The 19,771-nt window shown below is 69.7% G+C and carries 18 protein-coding genes; 7 read left to right on the forward strand and 11 right to left on the reverse strand.

Annotated elements, in window-relative coordinates; genetic code table 11:
* Positions 1 to 59 precede the first annotated feature (59 nt).
* From AB0K67_RS35865 to AB0K67_RS35875, 3 genes are read left to right on the forward strand one after another with little or no spacing between them, the layout of a single operon-like run.
* Positions 60 to 686: a DUF6758 family protein gene (locus tag AB0K67_RS35865; RefSeq protein ID WP_364069031.1), complete on the forward strand. Its 627-nt coding sequence runs from the start codon at positions 60 to 62 to the stop codon at positions 684 to 686.
* 52 nt (positions 687 to 738) lie between these two features.
* Entirely contained in the window at positions 739 to 1,467 is a 729-nt protein-coding gene (locus tag AB0K67_RS35870) for an MBL fold metallo-hydrolase (RefSeq protein ID WP_364069033.1), read from the forward strand.
* A 27-nt stretch (positions 1,468 to 1,494) separates the two neighbouring features.
* Positions 1,495 to 2,370: a PD-(D/E)XK nuclease family protein gene (locus AB0K67_RS35875; RefSeq protein WP_364069035.1), complete on the forward strand. Its 876-nt coding sequence runs from the start codon at positions 1,495 to 1,497 to the stop codon at positions 2,368 to 2,370.
* Positions 2,371 to 2,379: 9 nt separating this feature from the next.
* Here AB0K67_RS35875 and AB0K67_RS35880 read toward each other — a convergent pair whose 3' ends face one another.
* The 3 genes from AB0K67_RS35880 to AB0K67_RS35890 form a co-directional block, all read right to left on the reverse strand.
* Positions 2,380 to 3,282: an oxygenase MpaB family protein gene (locus AB0K67_RS35880; RefSeq protein ID WP_364069037.1), complete on the reverse strand. Its 903-nt coding sequence runs from the start codon at positions 3,280 to 3,282 to the stop codon at positions 2,380 to 2,382.
* Between the two features lie 13 nt (positions 3,283 to 3,295).
* The gene (locus AB0K67_RS35885; RefSeq protein WP_364069039.1) at positions 3,296 to 4,186 is read right to left on the reverse strand and encodes an alpha/beta hydrolase; all 891 of its coding nucleotides are present in this window, start codon (positions 4,184 to 4,186) and stop codon (positions 3,296 to 3,298) included.
* A gap of 544 nt (positions 4,187 to 4,730) precedes the next feature.
* Positions 4,731 to 6,587, reverse strand: coding sequence for a DEAD/DEAH box helicase (locus AB0K67_RS35890; protein WP_364069041.1), 1,857 nt, complete (start codon positions 6,585 to 6,587; stop codon positions 4,731 to 4,733).
* Positions 6,588 to 6,937: 350 nt separating this feature from the next.
* Here AB0K67_RS35890 and AB0K67_RS35895 point away from each other — a divergent pair, with 350 nt between their 5' ends.
* The gene (locus AB0K67_RS35895; RefSeq protein ID WP_364069043.1) at positions 6,938 to 7,582 is read left to right on the forward strand and encodes a ferritin-like fold-containing protein; all 645 of its coding nucleotides are present in this window, start codon (positions 6,938 to 6,940) and stop codon (positions 7,580 to 7,582) included.
* Positions 7,583 to 8,822: 1,240 nt separating this feature from the next.
* Here the strand turns inward: AB0K67_RS35895 and AB0K67_RS35900 are convergent.
* The 5 genes from AB0K67_RS35900 to ligD (AB0K67_RS35920) all read right to left on the reverse strand — a co-directional run bounded on the left by AB0K67_RS35900 (position 8,823) and on the right by ligD (AB0K67_RS35920) (position 11,910).
* Positions 8,823 to 9,056 carry a DUF3107 domain-containing protein gene (locus tag AB0K67_RS35900; RefSeq protein WP_345389806.1) on the reverse strand — a complete coding sequence of 78 codons (234 nt, stop codon included), beginning with the start codon at positions 9,054 to 9,056 and terminating at the stop codon, positions 8,823 to 8,825.
* An 88-nt stretch (positions 9,057 to 9,144) separates the two neighbouring features.
* Positions 9,145 to 9,765, reverse strand: a complete 621-nt coding sequence (locus tag AB0K67_RS35905; protein ID WP_364069045.1) for a TetR/AcrR family transcriptional regulator — start codon at positions 9,763 to 9,765, stop codon at positions 9,145 to 9,147.
* A 123-nt stretch (positions 9,766 to 9,888) separates the two neighbouring features.
* Positions 9,889 to 10,104: a hypothetical protein gene (locus AB0K67_RS35910; protein WP_364069047.1), complete on the reverse strand. Its 216-nt coding sequence runs from the start codon at positions 10,102 to 10,104 to the stop codon at positions 9,889 to 9,891.
* A gap of 34 nt (positions 10,105 to 10,138) precedes the next feature.
* Positions 10,139 to 11,011: a non-homologous end-joining DNA ligase gene (gene ligD / locus AB0K67_RS35915; RefSeq protein WP_364069049.1), complete on the reverse strand. Its 873-nt coding sequence runs from the start codon at positions 11,009 to 11,011 to the stop codon at positions 10,139 to 10,141.
* Positions 11,008 to 11,910, reverse strand: a complete 903-nt coding sequence (gene ligD / locus AB0K67_RS35920) for a non-homologous end-joining DNA ligase (protein ID WP_364069051.1) — start codon at positions 11,908 to 11,910, stop codon at positions 11,008 to 11,010. Before ligD (AB0K67_RS35920) ends, ligD (AB0K67_RS35915) begins: the two co-directional genes overlap by 4 nt.
* A 60-nt stretch (positions 11,911 to 11,970) precedes the next feature.
* On the opposite strand from ligD (AB0K67_RS35920), the gene AB0K67_RS35925 reads away from it, so the two are divergent.
* Together AB0K67_RS35925 and AB0K67_RS35930 are read left to right on the forward strand one after the other, a co-directional pair.
* Positions 11,971 to 12,870, forward strand: coding sequence for a Ku protein (locus AB0K67_RS35925; RefSeq protein WP_364069053.1), 900 nt, complete (start codon positions 11,971 to 11,973; stop codon positions 12,868 to 12,870).
* 1,502 nt (positions 12,871 to 14,372) lie between these two features.
* Positions 14,373 to 14,699 (forward strand): hypothetical protein, encoded by a 327-nt coding sequence (locus AB0K67_RS35930; protein ID WP_364069055.1) that lies wholly within the window; start codon positions 14,373 to 14,375, stop codon positions 14,697 to 14,699.
* Between the two features lie 1,442 nt (positions 14,700 to 16,141).
* On the opposite strand, the gene AB0K67_RS35935 is transcribed toward AB0K67_RS35930, so the two are convergent.
* The 3 genes from AB0K67_RS35935 to AB0K67_RS35945 form a co-directional block, all read right to left on the reverse strand.
* The gene (locus AB0K67_RS35935) at positions 16,142 to 16,450 is read right to left on the reverse strand and encodes a hypothetical protein (protein ID WP_364069057.1); all 309 of its coding nucleotides are present in this window, start codon (positions 16,448 to 16,450) and stop codon (positions 16,142 to 16,144) included.
* Between the two features lie 448 nt (positions 16,451 to 16,898).
* Entirely contained in the window at positions 16,899 to 17,258 is a 360-nt protein-coding gene (locus AB0K67_RS35940) for a hypothetical protein (RefSeq protein ID WP_364069059.1), read from the reverse strand.
* Between the two features lie 1,100 nt (positions 17,259 to 18,358).
* Positions 18,359 to 18,700 (reverse strand): hypothetical protein, encoded by a 342-nt coding sequence (locus AB0K67_RS35945; RefSeq protein WP_364069061.1) that lies wholly within the window; start codon positions 18,698 to 18,700, stop codon positions 18,359 to 18,361.
* A 154-nt stretch (positions 18,701 to 18,854) separates the two neighbouring features.
* Between AB0K67_RS35945 and AB0K67_RS35950 the strand changes: the two genes are divergently transcribed.
* A complete protein-coding gene (locus AB0K67_RS35950; protein ID WP_364069063.1) occupies positions 18,855 to 19,754 on the forward strand; it encodes an alpha/beta hydrolase in 900 nt (299 codons plus the stop codon).
* Positions 19,755 to 19,771 lie beyond the last annotated feature (17 nt).

Raw genomic sequence — 19,771 nt, forward strand, 5'->3', positions numbered from 1 at the left:
ACGCGATAACGAGGAGCGGCCTTGACGGGGCCGCACCGGAGAAAGCACCGTGGGTAGTTGTGAGAGCGGCTCCAACCTGCCCGCGGTGTTTTGGCCCGCTTCACGGGCCGAGCGCCTGGTCGAGTGCGTATCGATGCGACACGCACGGCGATGTCCTGCCGTACCAGCCTCCGTGGCCGCCGACCAGCACCGGGCTGGAGGCGATTCGCAAGAGCTCGGTCGTGCCCGTGTGGCTGCCCTGGCCGTTGCCGGTCGGCTGGCTGGTCACGGGTTTCGGGGAGGTGGGCGATGAGCGTACGGGAGGGCGCGCCAGCCTGGTCGCCCTGAGCGGGCCCTCGCTCACGGAAGGGCCGGCCGACCTGCTGATCGTCGCAGAGGAGCCGGGCGTCGGGATCGGGGCGGGGTTCGCCGGCCTCGACGGGCCCGACCCGGGTGAGGGGTTCGACGCGGGGCCGCCCAATGCCAAGATCGCCGTGCTCGGCCATCCCACCGCGCTGTGGTGCGTCGACGGCAGGAGCGACCGCGCCGTGTACGCGGGCGAGGCCATGGGCAACTGGCTGTGGGCCATCGCCTGGCCGGCCGAGGCGGGATGCATGATCGCGCTCGCCGAGCTGTCCCTCATCGACGCCCGTGACCATGACCTGGACGTGCCGTTCGGTGCGTTCTCTCCCAGACTTGGGGCTTAGGACGCGCGATCGAGATTCGCTCTGTCAGGTAGACGGGCTAGAGTTCGGAGGCGTGACAGCGCGTATCGAGCGAGTGGTGACCGAGGGTGTCGTCGACATCGACGGCACCGAGCACAAGGTCGAGAACAACACGTGGATCGTGGGTGACGACGACGAGGTCATCGTCATCGACGCGGCGCGTGACGCCGACAAGATCATGGAGCAGGTGGGCGAGCGCGAGGTGCTGGCCGTCATCTGCACGGCGGGCCTGCCCGACCACGTCGCGGCCGCCATCGAGGTGGCCAGCAGAGACGAGGCCGTGATCGCCCTGCACCCCAAGGACAAGCCGCTGTGGCGGGAGACCTGGCGGGAGACCTGGCCCGACATCGACATGGAGGACGACGGCGTCTTCGAGGTGGCCGGCGTCCAGCTCGACGTCTTGGAGACGCCCGGGATCACGCCAGGCGGCGTGTCGCTCTACTCCGAGGGTCTCAAGGCCGTCTTCACCGGTAAGGCTCTCCAGGCCGACGGCCCCGGCAAGCTCGGCGGCGAATACCCCGCACTGGCCGACCAGCTCACCTCGATCGGCGGGCGGCTTTTCACGCTGCCGGCCGAGACGCGGGTGCTGCCCGCCCACGGTGAGGAGGTCACGATCGGCGACCTGGAGCCCCACTTCGACGACTGGGTGTCCGGCTCGCTGACCCGGAGCAAGACCGACGACGAGGGCGAGGGCGAGGGCGAGACGCCGCTCACCGACGGCACCAAGATCTCCGGCATCACGCTCAGCCCGGGCGACGACTAGGTGCAGGGGCAGCTTCCGCTCGAAGGGATGCCGCGGCGGCTCTACTCGTGCACGCCGTCGCGGTTGAACACCTGGCTCGACTGCCGCCGCCGCTACCGGTTCACCTACCTCGACCGGCCGCAGCCGTCCAAGGGTCCTGCCTGGGCGCACAACAGCGTGGGCGCGAGCGTGCACAACGCGCTGGCGGGATGGTGGCGTGAGCCGTACGAGCGCCGCACGCCGCTCACGGCCGCCGTCCTGCTCACCAACGGATGGATCACCGAGGGGTTCAGGGACGCCGAGCAGTCGGGGCGCTGGCTGGAGAGGGCCCGCGACCTCGTGTCCGGCTACGTCGCGACCCTCGATCCCTCCGACGATCCGGTGGGCGTCGAGCGCACGGTCGCCACGCGGACCAAGGTCATCGCGCTGTCCGGCCGCATCGACCGGCTCGACCGGCGCGGAGACGAACTGGTCGTGGTCGACTACAAGACAGGCCGCCGGCCGCTCACCCAGGACGACGCCCGCGGGTCGCTGGCCCTGGCCACGTACGCGGTGGCCGCCTCGACCATGATGCGCACCCCGTGCCGTACGGTCGAGCTGCACCACCTGCCCACCGGCGAGATCGTCCAGTGGCGCCACACCGACGAGTCGCTGGCCCGCCACATCGCCCGCGCCGAAGAGGTGGCCATGGAGGCCGCCGAGGCCGACGACCGCTACCGCGAGGCCGTCGCCACGCCACAGGGCGCCCGCCGCGCGCCCGGCGACCGGCAGCAGGTCGGGCCCGCGCAGGTGCCCGCCGACGTCGACAAGCTCTTCGCGCCCAACCCCGGCCCCCTCTGCTCGTGGTGCGACTTCCGCCGTCACTGTCCTGAAGGGCAGGCGGCGGCCCCTGAACGCCAGCCGTGGGACGGCCTCGCCGAGTGACGGCGGGGCTCACCCGGCGGCGGTCTTGGGCCAGCGGCGGGGGTCGATGAGACCCCTGAGCCCTTTGCCGACGTCGTAACCCGCCGCGCCGAGCCGTTCCCGCGCGCCCTGCAACATGCTGCGGGTCGCGGGCATGAAGGCGCGGTCGTGCACGGGCTCGGGCAGCGCGTTCAACCCGAACCTGAACGCCTTCAGCGCCGCCGTCACCGTGGCCTGCGGCACCTCGGGCAGCAGGCCGTACATGCGCCTGGCCCAGTCCGGCAGCGTGTAGTAGCACAGCGCGCCGAACGGGAAGTAGACCGGCTTGCCCGGCGACAGCAGGCGCAGCTCGCGCGGCAGCTTCGGCCACAGCAGGAACCGCACCGCCGACACCGCCTCCGGCGTCACCCGCAGCCGCGGGCGTACCTCCTTGAAGTAGGCGGCCATCTCCGCGCACGAGCCGGGCACGTCGTCGGGGTGCAGGCCCACGTACGCGGCGCTCTTGCGCTGCTCGCGCAGGTAGCGGTCGGCCTGCCGCTCGGTGAGCGCGAGCCCGCCGCGCCTGGCCACCTCCAGGTACGACGACACCTCCGCGCAGTGCACCCACAGCAGCAGCTCGGGATCGTCCACGCGATGCGTCCTGCCCGTCTCGGGGTCGCGGATGCGCAGCGCCTTGTGGATGCCGCGCACCCGGCGGCCGATCTCGCCGGCCTCCTCCGGGCTGCCGAACGTCACCCGCCCCACGAAGTCGGCCGTGCGGCGCAGCCGGCCGAACGGGTCGTCCTGGAAGTTCGAGTTCTGCCAGACGCCGAGCATGGCCAGCGGGTGCAGCGCCTGCAGCATCAGGCCACGTACGCCGCCCACCCACATCGACCGGTCGAGATGCACCACCCAGGTCGCCGTCTGCGGCGGCTGAACGACGAGGTCGGTCATAGTGACCGAAGGATTACACGGTGCTGGACCTCGTGTCCAAAAAGTGCTTCTCGGCCGCGTTCCAGAACCGCACCAGCGCCGCCGCCGTCGTCTCCGGCGCCTCGACCGCCGGGGAGTGCACCGCGCCCGGCACCACCACGGACTCCGCTCCGAGCCTGGCCGCCATGTCCGACTGCGCCTCGGGCGGCCAGCCGTCGTCGTGCTCGCCGTACAGCACCAGCGTCGGCACCTCGATCTGGCGCAGCTCGTCCGTACGGTCGCCCATCGTCAGCACCTGCTCGGCCATGCGTGACAGCCCGACAGGCGAGTTGGCCAGCAGGCGCTTGTGCAGGAACTCGACGATGTCGTCGGGCACGTCGTCGGCCAGCGCCTCGGGCTCGAACCTGGAACGCCACACGTGCTCCAGGCCCAGCGTCGGCGCCTCCTCCATGATCTTCCTGCCATGGTGGGCACGCCTGCCCTCGATCGGGCCGGGGCCCGAGCTCATCAGCGTGAACGAGGCGAACTTCGTCCGGCCGTCGATCACCGCCTCCCGCGCCACCAGCCCGCCGAACGAGTGGCCCACCAGGTGGACCGGGTCGCCGTCGCCGATCACCTGGGACAGCGCGTCCACGTCGGCGCCCAGGGCGGCGCACGTGTAGGCGGCCGGGTCGTCGGGGCCCGGGGTCTCGTACTGGCCGCGCAGATCGATCGCCACCACGCGGCGGCCCGACTGGGCCAGCGTCATCAGGACCGCGATGAAATCTTCCTTGCTGCCCGTCAGCCCTGGGACGAGGAGCGCGGGCCAGCGCTCAACCACACCACTGACCGGCACCGCCTCCAGGGCCGCGAACGTGCCCTGTGGCGTCTCGATCTTCTGTGGTGCAACGCCAGGAGGCAGGTCGAGGAATCGCGGCGTACTCACGTGGGGCAACAATACCCAGAGGTCAGCGCCTCGACACCGGCATGACGACGACGCCGGTGCGAGTTCTGACCGCTTGCGACGAATGGGCGGATCGCGTAGACGGGGGTCTTGGAGCCCGTCCCGTACGACCGTGGCCGCCCCGATGGCTCTGTATGGCACTCACAGCTCGTCACTTGCCGTGCCGTGCTCCCTTGTCCAAGGAGACGACCCAGACACCCCAGCGTCCCGCTGAGCGCCGTGCACGTGCCCCTGCGCCGCCACACACGCGGCCTGCGCTCCGGCTGGAAACGAACGCGACGAAAACGCCTGGCACGCCCGACCGGCGGGCGTCCGCGCAACTGGCGCACCGGCGGTTCGTCCGTGAGAGACGCGCACTGGCTACTCGTGCGCGCGAAACGCGCGCCGGCCACTCGTGCGTGAGAGACGCGCGCCGGCCATTCGTGCGCGAGAAGCGAAGGGGCGTGCATGTGAGCAAGCGGCCGCACACGCGAAAGGCGCGCACCCTGACTCGGTTCCGGGTGCGCGCCCTCTGCTCGCTCTGCGGTCAGCCGCGGCGGCGGCCGCCGCGGGACTGGCGGCGCTGCTGCTTGCGCTCGGTCGCGGCCGACGGCGCGATGTCGTCGTCGTCCGTGGCCAGGTCGGGCGACTGGAAGATCACCGTGAACGGGTTCGGCGGGATGATCCGCTCCGGCTCCTTGCGCGCCGGGGCGGGCGGCGCCGGGTAGTCCGCCTCGGGCTCGTCGTCGTACCGGTCGGACGGCGCGGCGACCGGCGGGGCCGCCTCGACGGTCTCCGGCTCGGCGGACGCGGCCCTGCGGGCACGCGTGCGACGCGCCGGCGCCTCGCTCTCCTCGGCGGCCGTCTCGGCGGAACGGCGTACGCGGGTGCGCTTGGCCGGCGCCTCCACCGTCTCCTCCGCCTCGGCGGCGCTGCGCCGGGCGCGGGTGCGGCGGGCCGGTGCCTCGGGGGCGTCGGCGAGTGCCTCCTCGATGGCCGAGGAGGCGGCGCCCCTGCGCGTACGTCCGCGCCTGGCCTCGCCCGCGGCCTCGATCTCGTCCGTTGTGAAGATCGCCGGAGTCTCCTCCGCCTGGTTGTTCACGGGCTCGACCTCCGGCTTCTCGACAGGTGCGGTCTCCACCAGCTCCTTGCCGCCGCGCAGACGGCGGCGCTGGCGCGGCTGACGCGCGGGGCGCTCGTCGCGCTCGTCCCTGCGCCGCCCGCCACGCGTGCGGGCCCGGCCGGTCTCGCCGAGGTCCTCGATGCGCTCGGCCGCCAGCCCCGCCCGCGAGCGGTTGGCGTGCGGCAGCACGCCCTTGGTGCCCTCGGGGATGTTGAGCTCGGAGTAGACGTGAGGCGAGGTCGAGTACGTCTCGGCGGGCTCGGTGAAGTCGAGGCCGAGCATCTGGTTGATGAGCTTCCAGCGGGTCAGCTCCTCCCACTCGACGAACGTGACCGCGGTGCCCGTGCGCCCGGCCCGGCCGGTACGGCCGATGCGGTGCACATAGGTCTTGTCGTCGGTGGGGCAGTCGTAGTTGACCACGTGGGTGACGTCGTCGATGTCGATGCCGCGCGCCGCCACGTCGGTGGCCACCAGCACGTCGATCTTGCCGTTGCGGAACGCCCGCAGCGCCTGCTCGCGCTGGCCCTGGCCGAGGTCGCCGTGGACGGCCGCGACCGCGAAACCACGCGTGTCGAGCTGGTCGGCGACCATGTCGCAGGCGCGCTTGGTCTCGCAGAAGACCATCGTGAGCCCGCGGCCCTCGGCCTGCAGCAGGCGGGCGAGGATCTCGATCTTGTCCATCCGGTGCGTGCGCCAGACGATCTGGCGTACCTGCGGCGTGGCCTCGCCCTCGCCGCTCTCCAGCTCGGCGCGCACGTGCGTCGGACGGTTGAGGTATTTACGCGACAGGGCGACGATCTCGCCCGGCATCGTGGCCGAGAACAGCATCGTCTGCCGCTGCGCCGGGATCAGCTTGAAGATCCGCTCGATGTCGGGCAGGAAGCCCAGGTCGAGCATCCTGTCGGCCTCGTCGAGCACGAGCGTGGTGATCTGGCCCAGGTCGAGGTGCTTCTGCTTGACGAGGTCGAGCAGCCGGCCCGGCGTGCCGACGATGACGTCGACGCCGGCCTTCAGCGCCTCGATCTGCGGCTCGTACGCGCGGCCGCCGTAAACGGTCAGGACCCGGGAGCCGAGCTTGCCGGCGGCGGTCACCAGGTCTTCGCTGACCTGCACGGCCAGCTCGCGGGTCGGCACGACGACCAGCCCGCGGGGCTTCTTGCGGTTCTTCCGCGGCTTGCCGATGCTCTGCAGCATCGCGATGCCGAACGCGTAGGTCTTGCCCGTACCCGTGCGCGCCTGCCCGATCAGGTCCTGGCCGCTCAGCGCGAGCGGAAGTGCCATCTCTTGGATGGGGAACGGTGTGACGATGCCCTCGGTCTCAAGGGCATCGGCGATCTCTGGTGTGACTCCGAGGTCTCGGAAAGTCGTCAGCGTGGCCTGCCTCAGTCTCAAATGAAGGCGGGCCTGCCGGGACCGACGGGCGGATACAGCCCCCGTGTCGTGGGTCCTCGCGGTAGAGCCAGCCCTCTCGCGTCATCAGCGACCGCGCACCCGGGGAATCGGGGGTATTCGGGACAATGGCCCGAATTAACACAGTGCGGTCGCACTTTCACAGAGCAGTGTACTCGATACCACAACGCTGGCCGAGCTTGCGTATGTTCCCGAAGATTAGCCGAAGTACGCTGCCTTCCATGAAGGAGTCTCCTGGAGTCGTCGACCTGCTCGGTGTGCTGGCGTACGCGGAGCTCAGCGCGTACGCGCGCATGACCGAGGACGCCGCCACGCTGGCGCCCACGCTGGCGGACCGCGCGGCGCTGAGCGAGCTGGCCGTCACCGAGTACGCCCACTTCCGCCTGCTCCGCGACCGGCTCGCCGAGCTCGGGGCCGATCCCGACGAGGCCATGTCGCCGTTCGTGGGCGCGCTGGACGCCTGGCACGCGCAGACCCGGCCGGCCGACTGGCTGCAGGCTCTGGTCAAGACGTACGTGGGGGACGGCATCGCGCACGACTTCTACCGGGAGGCCGCACGGCACCTGGACCCGTCGGTCGCCTCGCTGGTCGATGAGGTGCTGGTGGACGAGGAACGGTCGAAGTTCGCGGTCGAAAGGGTGCGGGCGGGCATCGAGGCCGAGCCGACGGCCGCCGGGCGGCTCGCACTGTGGGCGCGCCGCCTGGTGGGCGAGGCGCTGAGCCAGGGACAGCAGGTGGCCTCCGCGCGTCCTGAGCTGGCCCGGCTCCTGATGGAATCGCAGGGCGAGGGGCACACCGACATCTCGCGCCTGTTCGCCAGACTCACGGAGGCTCACAACAAGCGCATGGCCGCCATGGGCATCTGACCCCCACCCCACCCGCCTCGATCTTGACTGATCGGCCGGGCCGCCGCCGACTCCACCGGATCCTCCTCGACCATCCGAAGGCGTCGCCCACGCCCGGCCGCCACTCACCCGCCCGGAGGCGTCTTCCACGTCCGGCCGCCACTCACTCGCCCGGAGGCGTCTTCCACGTCCGGCCGCCACTCACTCGCCCGGAGGCGTCTTCCACGTCCGGCCGCCACTCACTCGCCCGCCGGCGTCTTCCACGTCCGGCCGCCACTCACTCGCCCGCCTCCCGGCGTGGTCACTCGTCTTGCACAGGGGCCCCACCTGCGTCTGGGAGGGCTGTCCGCCCGTTCCAGGAAAGGGCGCATGACCTCGGAGAAGCCGCCCGCAGCGCGGAGGGGCGGGCCCGCCCCGTGGAAGCCGCTCGGGTCCGGGGAAGCCGCTGATCGGCCGGCGGCGTCACCGCCCAACGCCCCAGACGCGGACCGCAGTGCCGAGGCCGCGCGTCCTGCACAGCCGGCCGCCCTCCTCTCGCGAAGGGAGTCACCGCGCACCGCGGGGCGGTGGTACCGCTCGACTCGTGGAGAAGGGCGCGTCCGCTGAAAGGTCGTCCGCCGAAACGACCGCTCGATTGCATCCGCTCGCTTGCAGAAGCCCGCTCGATCCGTTCAAAAGGAAGGGCTGCACGCCTTGGAAGCAGGCTCGGAAGCCCTCGCCCAGGCCGAACGGGGTGGTAGACGTGCGTCTGCGGGGTGGTTGTGGGAGTGTTGGGTGGCTCGTGGGAGGTGGTGTTGCGCTAACGGGCGGCGCACGGCGCTGAACGGTTGTACCGTGCCGACATGAGGGCCTCGCGCCGCTACGGCAATTCCTTGACGAGATGTGGGCCGAACCGCTGGGTACCCCGCGCAGTGCTGCGAAGGGAGAGCGCGGCCTGCCCGGCTGCGGAGTCGGGCCGGACGTGCGTTCCGTGCCCCCGCCGCCCCCGCGGCTGCCTGCTTCGCCGTTCCCCCCGCGTCTGAACCACCGCTCCGGTCCGAACCTACGGGACCTTCCGACTACTGACCCCCGCACGCATCCGCAACCGACCGTCCGCGTCGCCGTCGCATGCTGCCCGGAGACATCGCGGGAGCCGACAAGACGGGGCGCGGGACGGCGCCGGGCCGAGCCCAAAGACCACCAGGGACCTCGGACCGGCTGAACCACGCCGGTGACGGCGAAGGGTACGGCGATCGGAGCCGTACCCTTCCCGAAACAGCTCTTACAACGTCCCGCCGAATCCGACCGGGCGGGACTCGTCCTCCCCGATCTCGATGAACCCGAGCGAGGCCACCGGCACCACGACCCGCCTGCCCTTGACATCGGTCAGCGCGAACACGCCGCCGCGATCGACGGACAGGGCGTTCCTGATCTCCTGCTCCACCTGGTCGGCGGAGAGGTCGGTCTCGACAACGAGCTCGCGGTGTACGGAACGTACGCCGATCTTGACTTCCATCGTGGCTCCCTAGGTGACGGGCTGGCTCACCTTCATCGTGGCCGGTCGCACCGGTGAACACGACGAATGATCGCGCCCAGCGAACGGGTTATGCCGTACGCGGAAAACCGCTGATGCCCCGCCACGCGAGCCGGGCCATGAGCTGCTCGGCCGCGTCCTTGGGGATCGAGCCCTTCGTGGTGACCCAGTAGCGAGCGCTCACCTCGGCCATGCCGACCAGGCCCACACCGAGCAGATGAGCCTCGTCGCTGGTGCAGCCGGTGTCCTCCTGGATCAGCTCGCTGACCATCTCCGCGCAGTCGCTCAGCGCGCGTTCGACCCGCTGCCGCACCGGCGCGACGTTGCGCAGGTCGGACTCGAAGACCAGCCGGAACGCCTCGCCCTGCGTGGAGACGAAGTCGAAGAAGGCGCTGAACGTGGCCTGCACGCGCAGCTTGTTCTCCTGCGTGGAGGCGAGGGCCTCGCGGCAGCGGTTGACCATGTCGTCGACATGGAGGTCGAGCAGCGCGAGATAGAGCTCGAGCTTGCCGGGGAAGTGCTGGTAGAGCACGGGCTTGCTGACCCCGGCCCGGTCGGCGATCTCGTCCATGGCGGCCGCGTGATAGCCGTTCTCCACGAACACTTCCTGCGCGGCGCTCAGGAGCTGCCGGCGGCGGGCCAGGCGGGGCAGCCGGGTGCCCCGGGGCTTGGCATCCGGGGTTGCGGTCACGCGGGTCTCCATTGGTCTCTCAGCGAACTGTGCGGACATCCTACGTGCGGCAGGTCGCCGGCGTCGGACGCGTCCGTCCGCCTCCGACCCCCTTCACGCAGGTCACCGCCGCCGGGCCGGGGCTCAGCGGTAATAGTCGTCGTCGTCGAGATCGACCACGCGGTCCTGGTCGGCCCCGTCGGCGGGGTCGACGTCGAGCGGGAGCTCCCGGCGCAACTGCCCGGTGCTCTGGAGCATCTCGCGCTGCTGCTCGATCGCGTCCGCCTCGGGCGTCTCGATCGACAGCTCCTCCTCTTCGGTGTACGGACCTTCGTCCCCGCGTACGTCCATCTCCGACATCTTCGGCCCCCTTCTCGGTGTGGACGGAACCAGACTACGCCCGGCTGAAAAGGTCGCCGTGCTTCTCCACTCTCGCAAGTACGTCGGGCGCCGTGAACACCAGATCCTCAGGGTGTTCGCAGCCCTCGACCTCTTCCCAGGTGAGCGGAGTCGACACGGTCGGTTGTTCCCTGGCACGCAGAGAATAGGGTGCCACGGTGGTCTTCGCGGGGTTGTTCTGACTCCAGTCGATGAACACCTTGCCGGGCCGCGCCTTCTTCGTCATCACGCTGACGACCTGATCGGGGTGCTCCTTCTCCAGGAGCTGGGCCAGCCTCTTGGCGTACGCGGACGGCTCCTCGCGGCGGTCCCAGTCCGCGTACAGCTGCATGCCCTTGCTGCCGCTGGTCTTCGGCAGCGCGGTGAGCCCTTCGGCACCGAGCACCTCGCGCAGCATGAGCGCCACCCGCGTGCACTCGACGATGGTGGCGGGCGGGCCGGGGTCGAGGTCGAACACCAGCGTGTCGGGCGGCAGCGCCTGCCCGTCGTCGTCCACGCGCCACTGGGGGACGTGCAGTTCGAGCGCGGCGAGGTTGGCGTAGTAGACGAGCGTGGGCAGGTCGTCGACGACGGCGAAGTCGATGGTCTCGCGGTTCTTGGTGCTGCCGGGCGCGGGCAGGTTGACGCGCCTTACCCAGTCGGGGGTGTGCTCGGGGGCGTTCTTCTCGAAGAACGACTGTCCCGTCACGCCGTTGGGGTAGCGCTTGACGGTCAGGGGACGTCCCCGCAGATGCGGCAGCAGGACGGGGGCGACGCGGCTGTAATAGTCGATGATCTCGGCCTTGGTGAACCCGTTGTCGGGATAGAGGACCTTGCCGAGGTTGCTCAAGGTCAGCTCGCGCCCGTCGACTTTGACCGGCACCTTCATGGCGTCACCTCCGCGGGGAGCTTGTCGGGGCGCAGGCCGCGCCACACGGGGTGTCGCAACCGCTGGTCGTCGGTCCACATCGTGTAGGCCACCTCCCCGACGAGATCGGGCCTAACCCACCGATTGCGCCACGGCACCTGATCGGCGAACGGGCTGTACGGCACCTCCAGCGGGCGCAACATGCGGTGCAGGTCGTCGAGCGCGGCGTCGGTGAAGCCGGTGCCGACGTGGCCCACGTACGTCAGCCCCCGCTCCGTGAACACCCCCATGGCCAGCGAGCCGATCCCGCCCGCGCGCCGCCCCTTACCGGGCTTCCAGCCGCCGATGACGACCTCGCGGACGTTCAGGTTCTTGATTTTGATCCAGTACGGCGAGCGCGTGCCCGGCCTGTAGGGGGAGTCGAGGCGCTTGGCGACCACGCCTTCGAGCCCCTGCTCGGAAGTGGCGGCGAGCAGGCCGGAGTCGCCGGGGAAGTACGGGGGCGCGCCGATGTCCAGCTCGTCGAGCAGCGCCCTGCGGTCGCGGTACGGCAGGTCGAACAGCGGTACGCCGTCGAGGTAGAGCAGGTCGAAGGGCAGGTACGTGACGGGGTAGCGCTTCAGCATGGCCGGCTCGGGGTCGGTGAGGTGCATGCGGTGCTGGAGCCGGATGAAGCTGGGCTTGCCGCGCGCGTCGAGGGCGACCACCTCGCCGTCGATCACAGCGTTCTTCACCCCGAACACCGAAATTTCGGGATAGCGGCGCGTGTACTCGACTCCATGCCTCCCCGTCACCCTTGTCCCGCCGTTGACATGGATCAGGGCGCGGATGCCGTCCCACTTGACCTCCAGCCCGTACCGGTCGCGATCCGGCGGTAGTTCCCCAGGTACGGCGAGCATCGGTTCGACCGGGTATGGCATTGCTTGCCCCATGACGGGTATGTGCCCCACGGTGGGCCGTTGAGAGCTTGAGGAGTGACCATGCGCAGCATCTGGAAAGGTGCGATCTCCTTCGGTCTGGTCACGATCCCGGTCAAGCTGTACTCCGCCACGGAACAGAAGGACGTCACGTTCCACCAGGTCCACCGCAAAGACGGCGGCCGCATCCGCTACAAGCGCGTGTGCACCCAGGACGGCGAAGAGGTCCCGTACTCCGACATCGCCAAGGGCTACGAGCTGGCCACCGGCGAGATGGTCGTGCTCACCGACGAGGACTTCGAGGACCTGCCGCTCAGCAGCTCGCGCAGGATCGACGTCCTGCAGTTCACCCCCGCCGAGCAGATCGACCCCATCTACTTCGCCAAGTCGTACTACCTGGAGCCCGACGCGCAGGGCGCGAAGCCGTACGTGCTGCTGCGCAACGCCCTGGAGAGCTCGGGGCAGGTCGCCGTCGTCAAGGTCGCCCTGCGCCAGCGCGAGTCCCTCGCGACACTGCGCGTCCGCGACGGCGTCTTCGTCCTGGAGACCATGCTCTGGCCGGACGAGATCCGCGAGCCCGACTTCGCCTTCCTCGACGAGGACATCGAGGTACGTCCCCAGGAGCTCAAGATGGCGGAGTCCCTCATCAGCACCATGGAGTCGGACTTCGACCCGAGCGAGTACCACGACACCTACCGCGAGGCCCTGCAAGAGGTCATCGAGGCCAAGGTGGCGGGCAAGGAGGTCATCCCGGCCCAGGAGGAAGAGGAGGCCAAGCCCGCCGTGGACCTGATGGCCGCCCTGCGGGCCAGCGTGGAGGCCGCGAAGCGGGAACGAGAAGGCGCCTCCGCCAAGCCGAAGAAGACGGTCGCCGGGAAGGCGAAGGACTCCAAGGCGTCGTCCAAGGAGTCGAAGGACGAAGAGAAGGCACCCGCCAAGCGCAAGACCCGCAAGACCGCCTGACACCGCGCACGTCCAGCACCGGCAGCCCGGACGCTCCGGCAACCGTCGACTCGGGCGCTCGGGCAAGCGGCAGCTCGGGCGCTCGGGCAACCGTCGACTCGGGCGCTCGGGCAACCGGCAGCTCGGGCGCTCGGGCAACCGCCGACTCGGACGCTCTGGCGCTGGCAACCGAACGCAGACGCGCTCCGCCACCGCGCCCCGAACGCGGCCGCTCGCGCAGTAATCGACGTGTCCGATCCCGAGCACGCCGTCTACTAACGCGACCGCTCGCGCATGCGGCGCCCGAGCCGGGATGTTGCGGCACCGCGCTCGCAAACGGCCACTCGGCACTAGGCACCTGCACGCGGTCGCTTGGGCACGGGGCACCCGCACACAGCCGCTCGACGTCAGGAGCGGCCTGTGGCGCGAACCTTGGCACCACGCCTGCCCTAACGCGTGACAGCGGTGGGCGCGATCGATGGCCGGCGGCGTTGACGCCGCGAGGGCTAGCTGCAAGTCCCACGTGAACCGACACGTCCGGACACCTACGTGACCGTGTCGCCTGGGCGGAGGCCGCAGCAGTGGCGTAGTGCGGGTGCGTCAGCAGTGGCGTGGTGCGGGTGCGTCGCTCCCCACCTCACGCGTAGCCCTCCCCTGCGTCGGTGACGATGGCCGGCGGATGCCCCCGATACACGGGACCCCGGCGCGCCTCTCCGGCACCCACAGCCGTTCAGCTCCGGCTGTCCCTGGTTGGAGCGCGGCACCGCCCAGCACCGGCTGTCAGGCCGCGTCGATGGGCCTGGTGCGGTGTGGTGTGGACGTGCGGCAGCGGCTCCATGTCGAGACTGCCTGGGTTCCGCCGGTGGCGTCCCGCTGACGTCCCGCTGTGGCGTCCCGCTCGTAGCGTCCGCCGCCCGGGGAGGTAGCCGCGCCTGCCCGGGGAGGTAGCCGCGCCTGGGGGATACCCGTGCCCGGGGAGTAGCCGCGTCCGGGGGAGTACCCGTGCCCGGGGAGCAGCCGCGTCCGGGGGAGTACCCGTGCCCGGGAAGTAGCCGCGCTCGGGGGAGTAGCTGCCCAAGAGGAGAGTAGCTGCGCTTGCAGCGAGTGTGCGCTGCGCCTACCACCCCGTACCGGTCATGCCGGGCTGGCACGCGGCGTGCGCGCCGGCCCGTCGCACGGGAGATCCTCGCTGCCCCGAGACGCCCTGTACGGCGTACCTGCTAAGTGACGCGCCCTCCAGGGGCCGGGGAGGGGCTTGCGCCCTCAGGCCGCCTTGGTCGCCGCTCCCCGGGCGCGTCGGCGAAAAGGACATATCACCTTAATTCACATCATTTCATTGGATAGATGGCTAATGCAAGCAATAAGATTCTTAATGCAGAGCAAAATGAATGCGCTTCTGTTTGTGTGCCGATCTGCCGGAAATGACACTTCGTGGATGACTCTTCAGCAGGCGTCCAAGACCTGTTTCCGGTTATCCGGGAACGTCGAGAACGGGGCAATCGATCCTTTAGGGGGAAAACGCAATGCCCAAGCTCAAGAGTGTTATCGCGGGCCTCGCCATCAGCACCGCGCTGACCGGCGGCGTGGTCAGCGCCGGTGCCGCCACCACCTCCGCCAGCGCCGACGCTGCCACGCAGGTCAGCACCGGCAACTCCGTCCTCGCCGGCTGCGGCGGCTGGGGCTGGGGCTCGCGGCGCTGCGGTTGGGGCTGGGGACACCGTCGTCACCACCACCACAGGCTGCGGGTGAAGGTCAGGGTCTTCAACCGTAACGTCAACCGCAACCACGAGCACCGCCACCACGACCACCGCAACCTGCCGCCGCGCGTCGCCGATGCGGAAACCCGTTGATATGACCGCGTGACAATGGCGTAGGAAATCTCGGTTTCCTAGTCTCCGCGGGATTCAAAGTGAGGGCTCTCCCGGTGCTTCCGGGGGGCCCTCGCTGCATCGTTCTTGGCCCATTCTTAAGTTCTGGCGGTGGGCTTTCGGCGTTGTGCGCGAATTGCAGTACTGCGGGACATGAACCGGCTCTGATGAGCCTCTGCCGTGCGGGCCCGGTGCCCGCACGGTTTCTTGCTCGCCGCCCAGGTCGATGTCGCCCTGATGGTGTCTCTGGGCGAGCGAGCCGGCCTGCGCATGCAACGGCCTCGTGCGGCTTGTGCCCGTTGCGGGTTGCGAGCTCGGTCGCCGCGCTCTTGGCGGCCGTCGGGCAAGAAGCGCGGTCTCGCGAGCCGAACGTGCCCTGCGAGGCGGCGTGCGGTCTGTGAGGCGGAGCGTTCCTGCCAGGCGGAGTGTGGCCTGCGAGGCGGGTCAGCCGGCGGTCGGGCTCGGAGGTGCGGTTCGTCACGTGGGCATCCCTCCTCAGCGGGAACGCGGTCTTGCCAAGCGGAGTGTGGCCCGAGTCGCGGAACGCGGTCTTGCCGGGTGGGGACCGGCCAACGAGCGGCCGATGCTCTCCTGCGCATCCGCCGCCGGGGCGGGCGTCGGCGACTACGCTCCCGCCGCCGGGATGCCGGACGGCCGCCTGGGCGACCTTTGCCCGCGCGGACGGTGACGGACGCTCGGGGCGGGCCTGCCCGGGTGCTGGCCGAGTGCTGTGTGCGGTCAGGGGTGAATCGCTGTGCGGTGCCGCTGAGGCGAGACGGTGAGCGCGACGCGGCTCAAGGCTGAGGCGAGACGGTGACCGGCACGCGGGATAAGGGTTGTGCGGTGCGGCCGGTGGCTGCGGCTCCGAGGTGCTGAATGTGCGGGGCTGAATCGGTGGCGGCGAAAGTGAGTGCGGACTGGGGCAGGGAGGGGCGAATGCGGTAGGGGGAAGAGCGCGGTGCCTGCTCGCCTTCGGCGGTGCGCTTGAGTGGGCTCGCACCTGGGTGGACGAGGTCGGGTGAGTGGTCCTGAGCGGCGGGGAGGTTGGGCGCGGCGGCCTGTCTGCGGTGGGGGATGGGTGCCGCCGGTGCTCGCCTTCGATGAGGTGGTTGAGCGGGCGGCGACGCTTGGCGGGTGTGGATGGCTGGGTGGTTCTGTGCGGTGGTGGGGTGGTTCGTTGGACGGCGGTGGGGTGGACGACTGGATGGACCGTGCGATCAGATGGGGGGCCGGATGAAACCGGGGCGGTGAGGTGGGGGTCGGATGGATCCTGGGCGGTGAGGTGGAGGTGGACGGGGTGAGTGCCCGCATTCCGGTGGGCCCTGTCCTTGGCGCCGAGGACGTCGGGTGGCTTCCGGTGAATACGGGCACTCATTTCAGGTTCGGCCTGAGTTCATCGCATGGGCGGACTCATCGGCCGGGGACTACCACCGCCTGTCGTGGCGGTTGTCGTTGTGGTTGTGGTTCTTGTTGACGATGACGATGCGGATCCGGCCGACACCGTGGTGGTGGCGGTGACCCCACCTCTTCCAGGGCTTCCAGCCCCAGCCCCAGCCGCAACGGCGGGGACGCCAGCCGCAGCCGTGTCCGGCCAGGACCGACTTGCCGGCGGTGATCTGGGTGGTGGCGGCGTTGGCGCTCGCGGTGGTTGTGGCGGCCCCGAGGCTGACCACACCGCCCGTAAGAGCGGTGCTCATGGCGAGACCGGCGATGACACTCTTGAGCTTGGGCATTGCGCTTTCCCCCTAAAGGATCGATTGCCCCGTTCGCGGATGAGACTTGCGATTCATCCGCACAGTGCATATTTCCCGACGAAAGCAGAAGAAACGGACATTAGCGGCTCTTGTCCTAGTCCAGTACTTCTCATGACGCGGCGCGCCCATAGAAGGGCGACAGAGCGCGCCGGAGCCGGGCGAATAAGCCGCGCACGGGAGAATGTGCGGGCATAGGAAAACGCCCCAAGGCATGGAACGGGTGCGCGCCGGCACCCGTCGTTCCACGCGCGAAATCCCGGCCGCGGACGCGACCGGGAAATGACGCAGTGAGGGCCTCCCAGACGATGCCGGGAGGGCCCTCACCGGTATTACCGCGAAGACGAGGAGAATGAACCTCAGGCCGAACCGCGCGTGAAATGCGGACCGTCCACGAGAACTCCTTGCGCCATCAATGCACGGCCATCTGCTACCAGTTGCGGTTGTGGTGGTGGTCGTGACGCTCGCGGGGGCTGTTGTCGTTCACGTTGTCGTTGCGGACGATGATGCAGATCTCGCCGCGGTGACGACGGTGGCCCCAGCCCCAGCCGCCCCAGCCCCAGCCGCCGCCGTGGTTCTTACCGCAGCGGGCGTGGTGGTGGTGGTGACGGTGGTGGTGACGGCGGTTACCCCAGCCCCAGCCCCAGCCGTCGTCCATGAGGACGGACGTGCCGGTGCTGACCTGGGTGGTGGCGCCCGCGGCGGACGTGGCCGCGCCCACGCCCACAACGCCGCCGGTCACCGCCGTGCTGAGGGCGAGGCCTGCGATAACACTCTTGAGCTTGGGCATTGTGTTTCCCCCTAAAGGATCGATTGCCCCGTTCTCGGCCGTTTCCTATTTGACAGGAAACAGATCTTGGACGGCTGCTGAAGGCTCATCCGTCGAATGTCATTTCCGTGCCGAAGGGCGGGCAAACGGCGAAGACCCCATTTTGCTCTGCATTAACAATCTTATTGCTCGCATTACATAATTATCAAATGATAAGAGATGATATGTCCGATTCGACGGCATATCGAACCGCGAAGCGCGGGTGGCAAGGGGCGGCCATCGCGGGTCGCCGGACGTGCCGGAAGTGCCATTCGCGGCGGTCGTGCGCAGGCGGCGATTGCGCGCGCGGACGTGAGATTCCGCGAGCGCGAGAAAAGCCGCGACGCCGAGCCCGATAAAATGCCGGACATCGCGTTGAGGCCGGCCGGATGCACCATTCAGGTGATGCGTGCGCGGCCGCTCGCCGATGCCGAGCGTCGTGCGGGCGCGGCGGCGGCCATCGTGGTACGGGGGAGGCCCCCGGAGATGTCTGCCGCTCTGCGTTGGTCCCCGGGCGTGACGGCCGACGGCCACTCTCTGTTAACGGTGAGTGGCGTTGGTGTCACGCTGGGTACCGTGATGCTTTCCGGGTCGGTGTGTCATAAACGGCAAACGCCAGCTTTTGCCACATGCTTGGGGCGGCAAGAGATCGATTAGAGATCTATGACGTGAAATGTCCAGGTATGGGTGGATCTGTCCCTCTGTTGATGTGCGGGGTTGTTGGGGCAGATGGGGCGTTTGGGGCGGTCGAGACGGATGGACGTGAGGTGAGGTGGGTCGGGGATCAGCGTTGCTCGGTGGGGATGGCGCCAACCGGTGGGGATGGCGCTGATCTGTGGGGATGGGGGCGATCGGTGTGGCTCGGCCGGCGGGGTGGCCAGGACGGCTGTCTGCTGGGCGTGCCCCTCCCGAGAGTCGGGCCGGCGCGCAGGCGCCCTCCGCGGGGGGCGGGCGGCCAGGAGGTACGTCTCCGAGCGGTCGGGTGGTCGGGGGCCTGTCTCGTGAGGTGGCTGGGGTGTCGCGAGGGTGGGGTGCGGGAGCTCGCCGCATGGGACGGGCTAGCGGCGGCCCGGCTTCTTGAGCTAGCGGCGGCCCAGCTTCTTGAGGTAGTGGCCGTACGCGTAGCCCGTCAGCTTGTTCTCTGTCCCCTTGATCTGGCGCCAGTCGCCGACCTTCGTGCACGGCCCCCACGTGCGGTCGCCGGGATAGATCTTGTCCAGCACCTCGCCGCCGGGCTGTACCCGGATGTTCAGGTGCGTCTTCACCCGTACCACTCGATAGAGGCACTCCACGCGCTCCTCCGAGGCGGCCATGGCGGCCGCGTCGGCGGGCCGGGCGGTACCGCAGCAGAAAGCGCCGCAGCACAGAGCGCCGCAGCTCAGAGCTGCGGCGGCGAGTGGAGCGGCGATACGGCTGGTGAGCATTGACTACCCCTGTCCCTGTCCGGGGGCTATCGGGTCACATGTCCAGAAAAATCATGGAAATAACCGCCCTGTACGGAATCCAGACCGCCCGTAGAAGCGATGGTTATCGTCAGAGGAAGGGGAAGACGCGTTCGAGGAACGAGGAGGAGCAGCGATGACCGCGGAGCCGGTCCCGCACTGGCCGGGCAGGATGATCGGTCCGGTGCACGTCAGGTCCACCCCCGAAGGCCCCGCGGAGCAGGCGGTGTTCGTGCACGGCCTGGCCGGTTCGGCGACCAACTGGACCGACCTGATGGACGAGCTCAAGGACACGGTCACCGGCCACGCCATCGATCTTCCCGGTGCCGGCTTCTCGCCCGCCCCCGCAGACGGCGACTACTCCGTGGCGGCCCATTCCAACGTGGTGATCGGCCTGCTGGAGCACACGGGCCCCGCCCACCTGTTCGGCAACTCGATGGGCGGCGCGATCTCCGTCAGGGTCGCCGCCCAGCGGCCCGACCTGGTGCGCTCGCTCACGCTCATCTCCCCGGCGCTGCCCGACCTGCTGCCCCGCTACGGCCCCATCCGGGTGGCCGCCGCCGCGATACCCCGGCTGGGCGAGTGGGTGGCCGACCGGCTGCGCCTGGTGCCCGTCGAACAGCGCATCACCGCGTCCATGGCCATGGTCTACGCCGACATGCGGGCGGTCCACCCCGTACGCCTGCGCGACGCCATCGAGGAGCAGCGCAGGCGCGACGAGCTGCCGTACGCGGGCCAGGCGATCGTGGGCTCGGCGCGCGGCATCGTGTCGGAGTACTTCCGCAGGGGCGAGGAGAACCTGTGGCGGCAGGCGGCCAAGGTCAAGGCGCCCACGCTGATCATCCACGGACGCCACGACCGGCTGGTGCGCCCGGCGATGGCGAAGAAGGCGTACCGTACGTTCCGGCAGGTCAGGCTGGTTCTTCTGCCGACGGCGGGACACGTGGCGATGATGGAGATGCCGCGCGTCGTGGCGGCCGAGGCGCGGCGTCTGATCAGTGAGACGCGATTGGGGAATGCCCCACTGCCCAGCTAGGTTTCACAATGAGATGG

Origin of the sequence: Nonomuraea sp. NPDC052634, assembly GCF_040678535.1 — a bacterium.
Taxonomy (GTDB): Bacteria; Actinomycetota; Actinomycetes; order Streptosporangiales; family Streptosporangiaceae; genus Nonomuraea; species Nonomuraea fastidiosa.

Bases quoted from the DNA above. Each gene is read 5' to 3' on its own strand.
- AB0K67_RS35890 (WP_364069041.1), bottom strand. From the start codon at position 6,587: ATGGCACTTCCGCTCGCGCTGAGCGGCCAGGACCTGATCGGGCAGGCG.
- AB0K67_RS35940 (WP_364069059.1), bottom strand. From the start codon at position 17,258: ATGCCCAAGCTCAAGAGTGTTATCGCAGGCCTCGCCCTCAGCACGGCG.
- AB0K67_RS35895 (WP_364069043.1), top strand. From the start codon at position 6,938: ATGAAGGAGTCTCCTGGAGTCGTCGACCTGCTCGGTGTGCTGGCGTAC.
- AB0K67_RS35950 (WP_364069063.1), top strand. From the start codon at position 18,855: ATGACCGCGGAGCCGGTCCCGCACTGGCCGGGCAGGATGATCGGTCCG.
- ligD (WP_364069051.1), bottom strand. From the start codon at position 11,910: ATGCCATACCCGGTCGAACCGATGCTCGCCGTACCTGGGGAACTACCG.
- AB0K67_RS35880 (WP_364069037.1), bottom strand. From the start codon at position 3,282: ATGACCGACCTCGTCGTTCAGCCGCCGCAGACGGCGACCTGGGTGGTG.
- AB0K67_RS35930 (WP_364069055.1), top strand. From the start codon at position 14,373: ATGCCCAAGCTCAAGAGTGTTATCGCGGGCCTCGCCATCAGCACCGCG.
- AB0K67_RS35875 (WP_364069035.1), top strand. From the start codon at position 1,495: ATGCCGCGGCGGCTCTACTCGTGCACGCCGTCGCGGTTGAACACCTGG.
- AB0K67_RS35910 (WP_364069047.1), bottom strand. From the start codon at position 10,104: ATGTCGGAGATGGACGTACGCGGGGACGAAGGTCCGTACACCGAAGAG.
- AB0K67_RS35935 (WP_364069057.1), bottom strand. From the start codon at position 16,450: ATGCCCAAGCTCAAGAGTGTCATCGCCGGTCTCGCCATGAGCACCGCT.
- AB0K67_RS35900 (WP_345389806.1), bottom strand. From the start codon at position 9,056: ATGGAAGTCAAGATCGGCGTACGTTCCGTACACCGCGAGCTCGTTGTC.
- AB0K67_RS35925 (WP_364069053.1), top strand. From the start codon at position 11,971: ATGCGCAGCATCTGGAAAGGTGCGATCTCCTTCGGTCTGGTCACGATC.
- ligD (WP_364069049.1), bottom strand. From the start codon at position 11,011: ATGAAGGTGCCGGTCAAAGTCGACGGGCGCGAGCTGACCTTGAGCAAC.
- AB0K67_RS35945 (WP_364069061.1), bottom strand. From the start codon at position 18,700: ATGCTCACCAGCCGTATCGCCGCTCCACTCGCCGCCGCAGCTCTGAGC.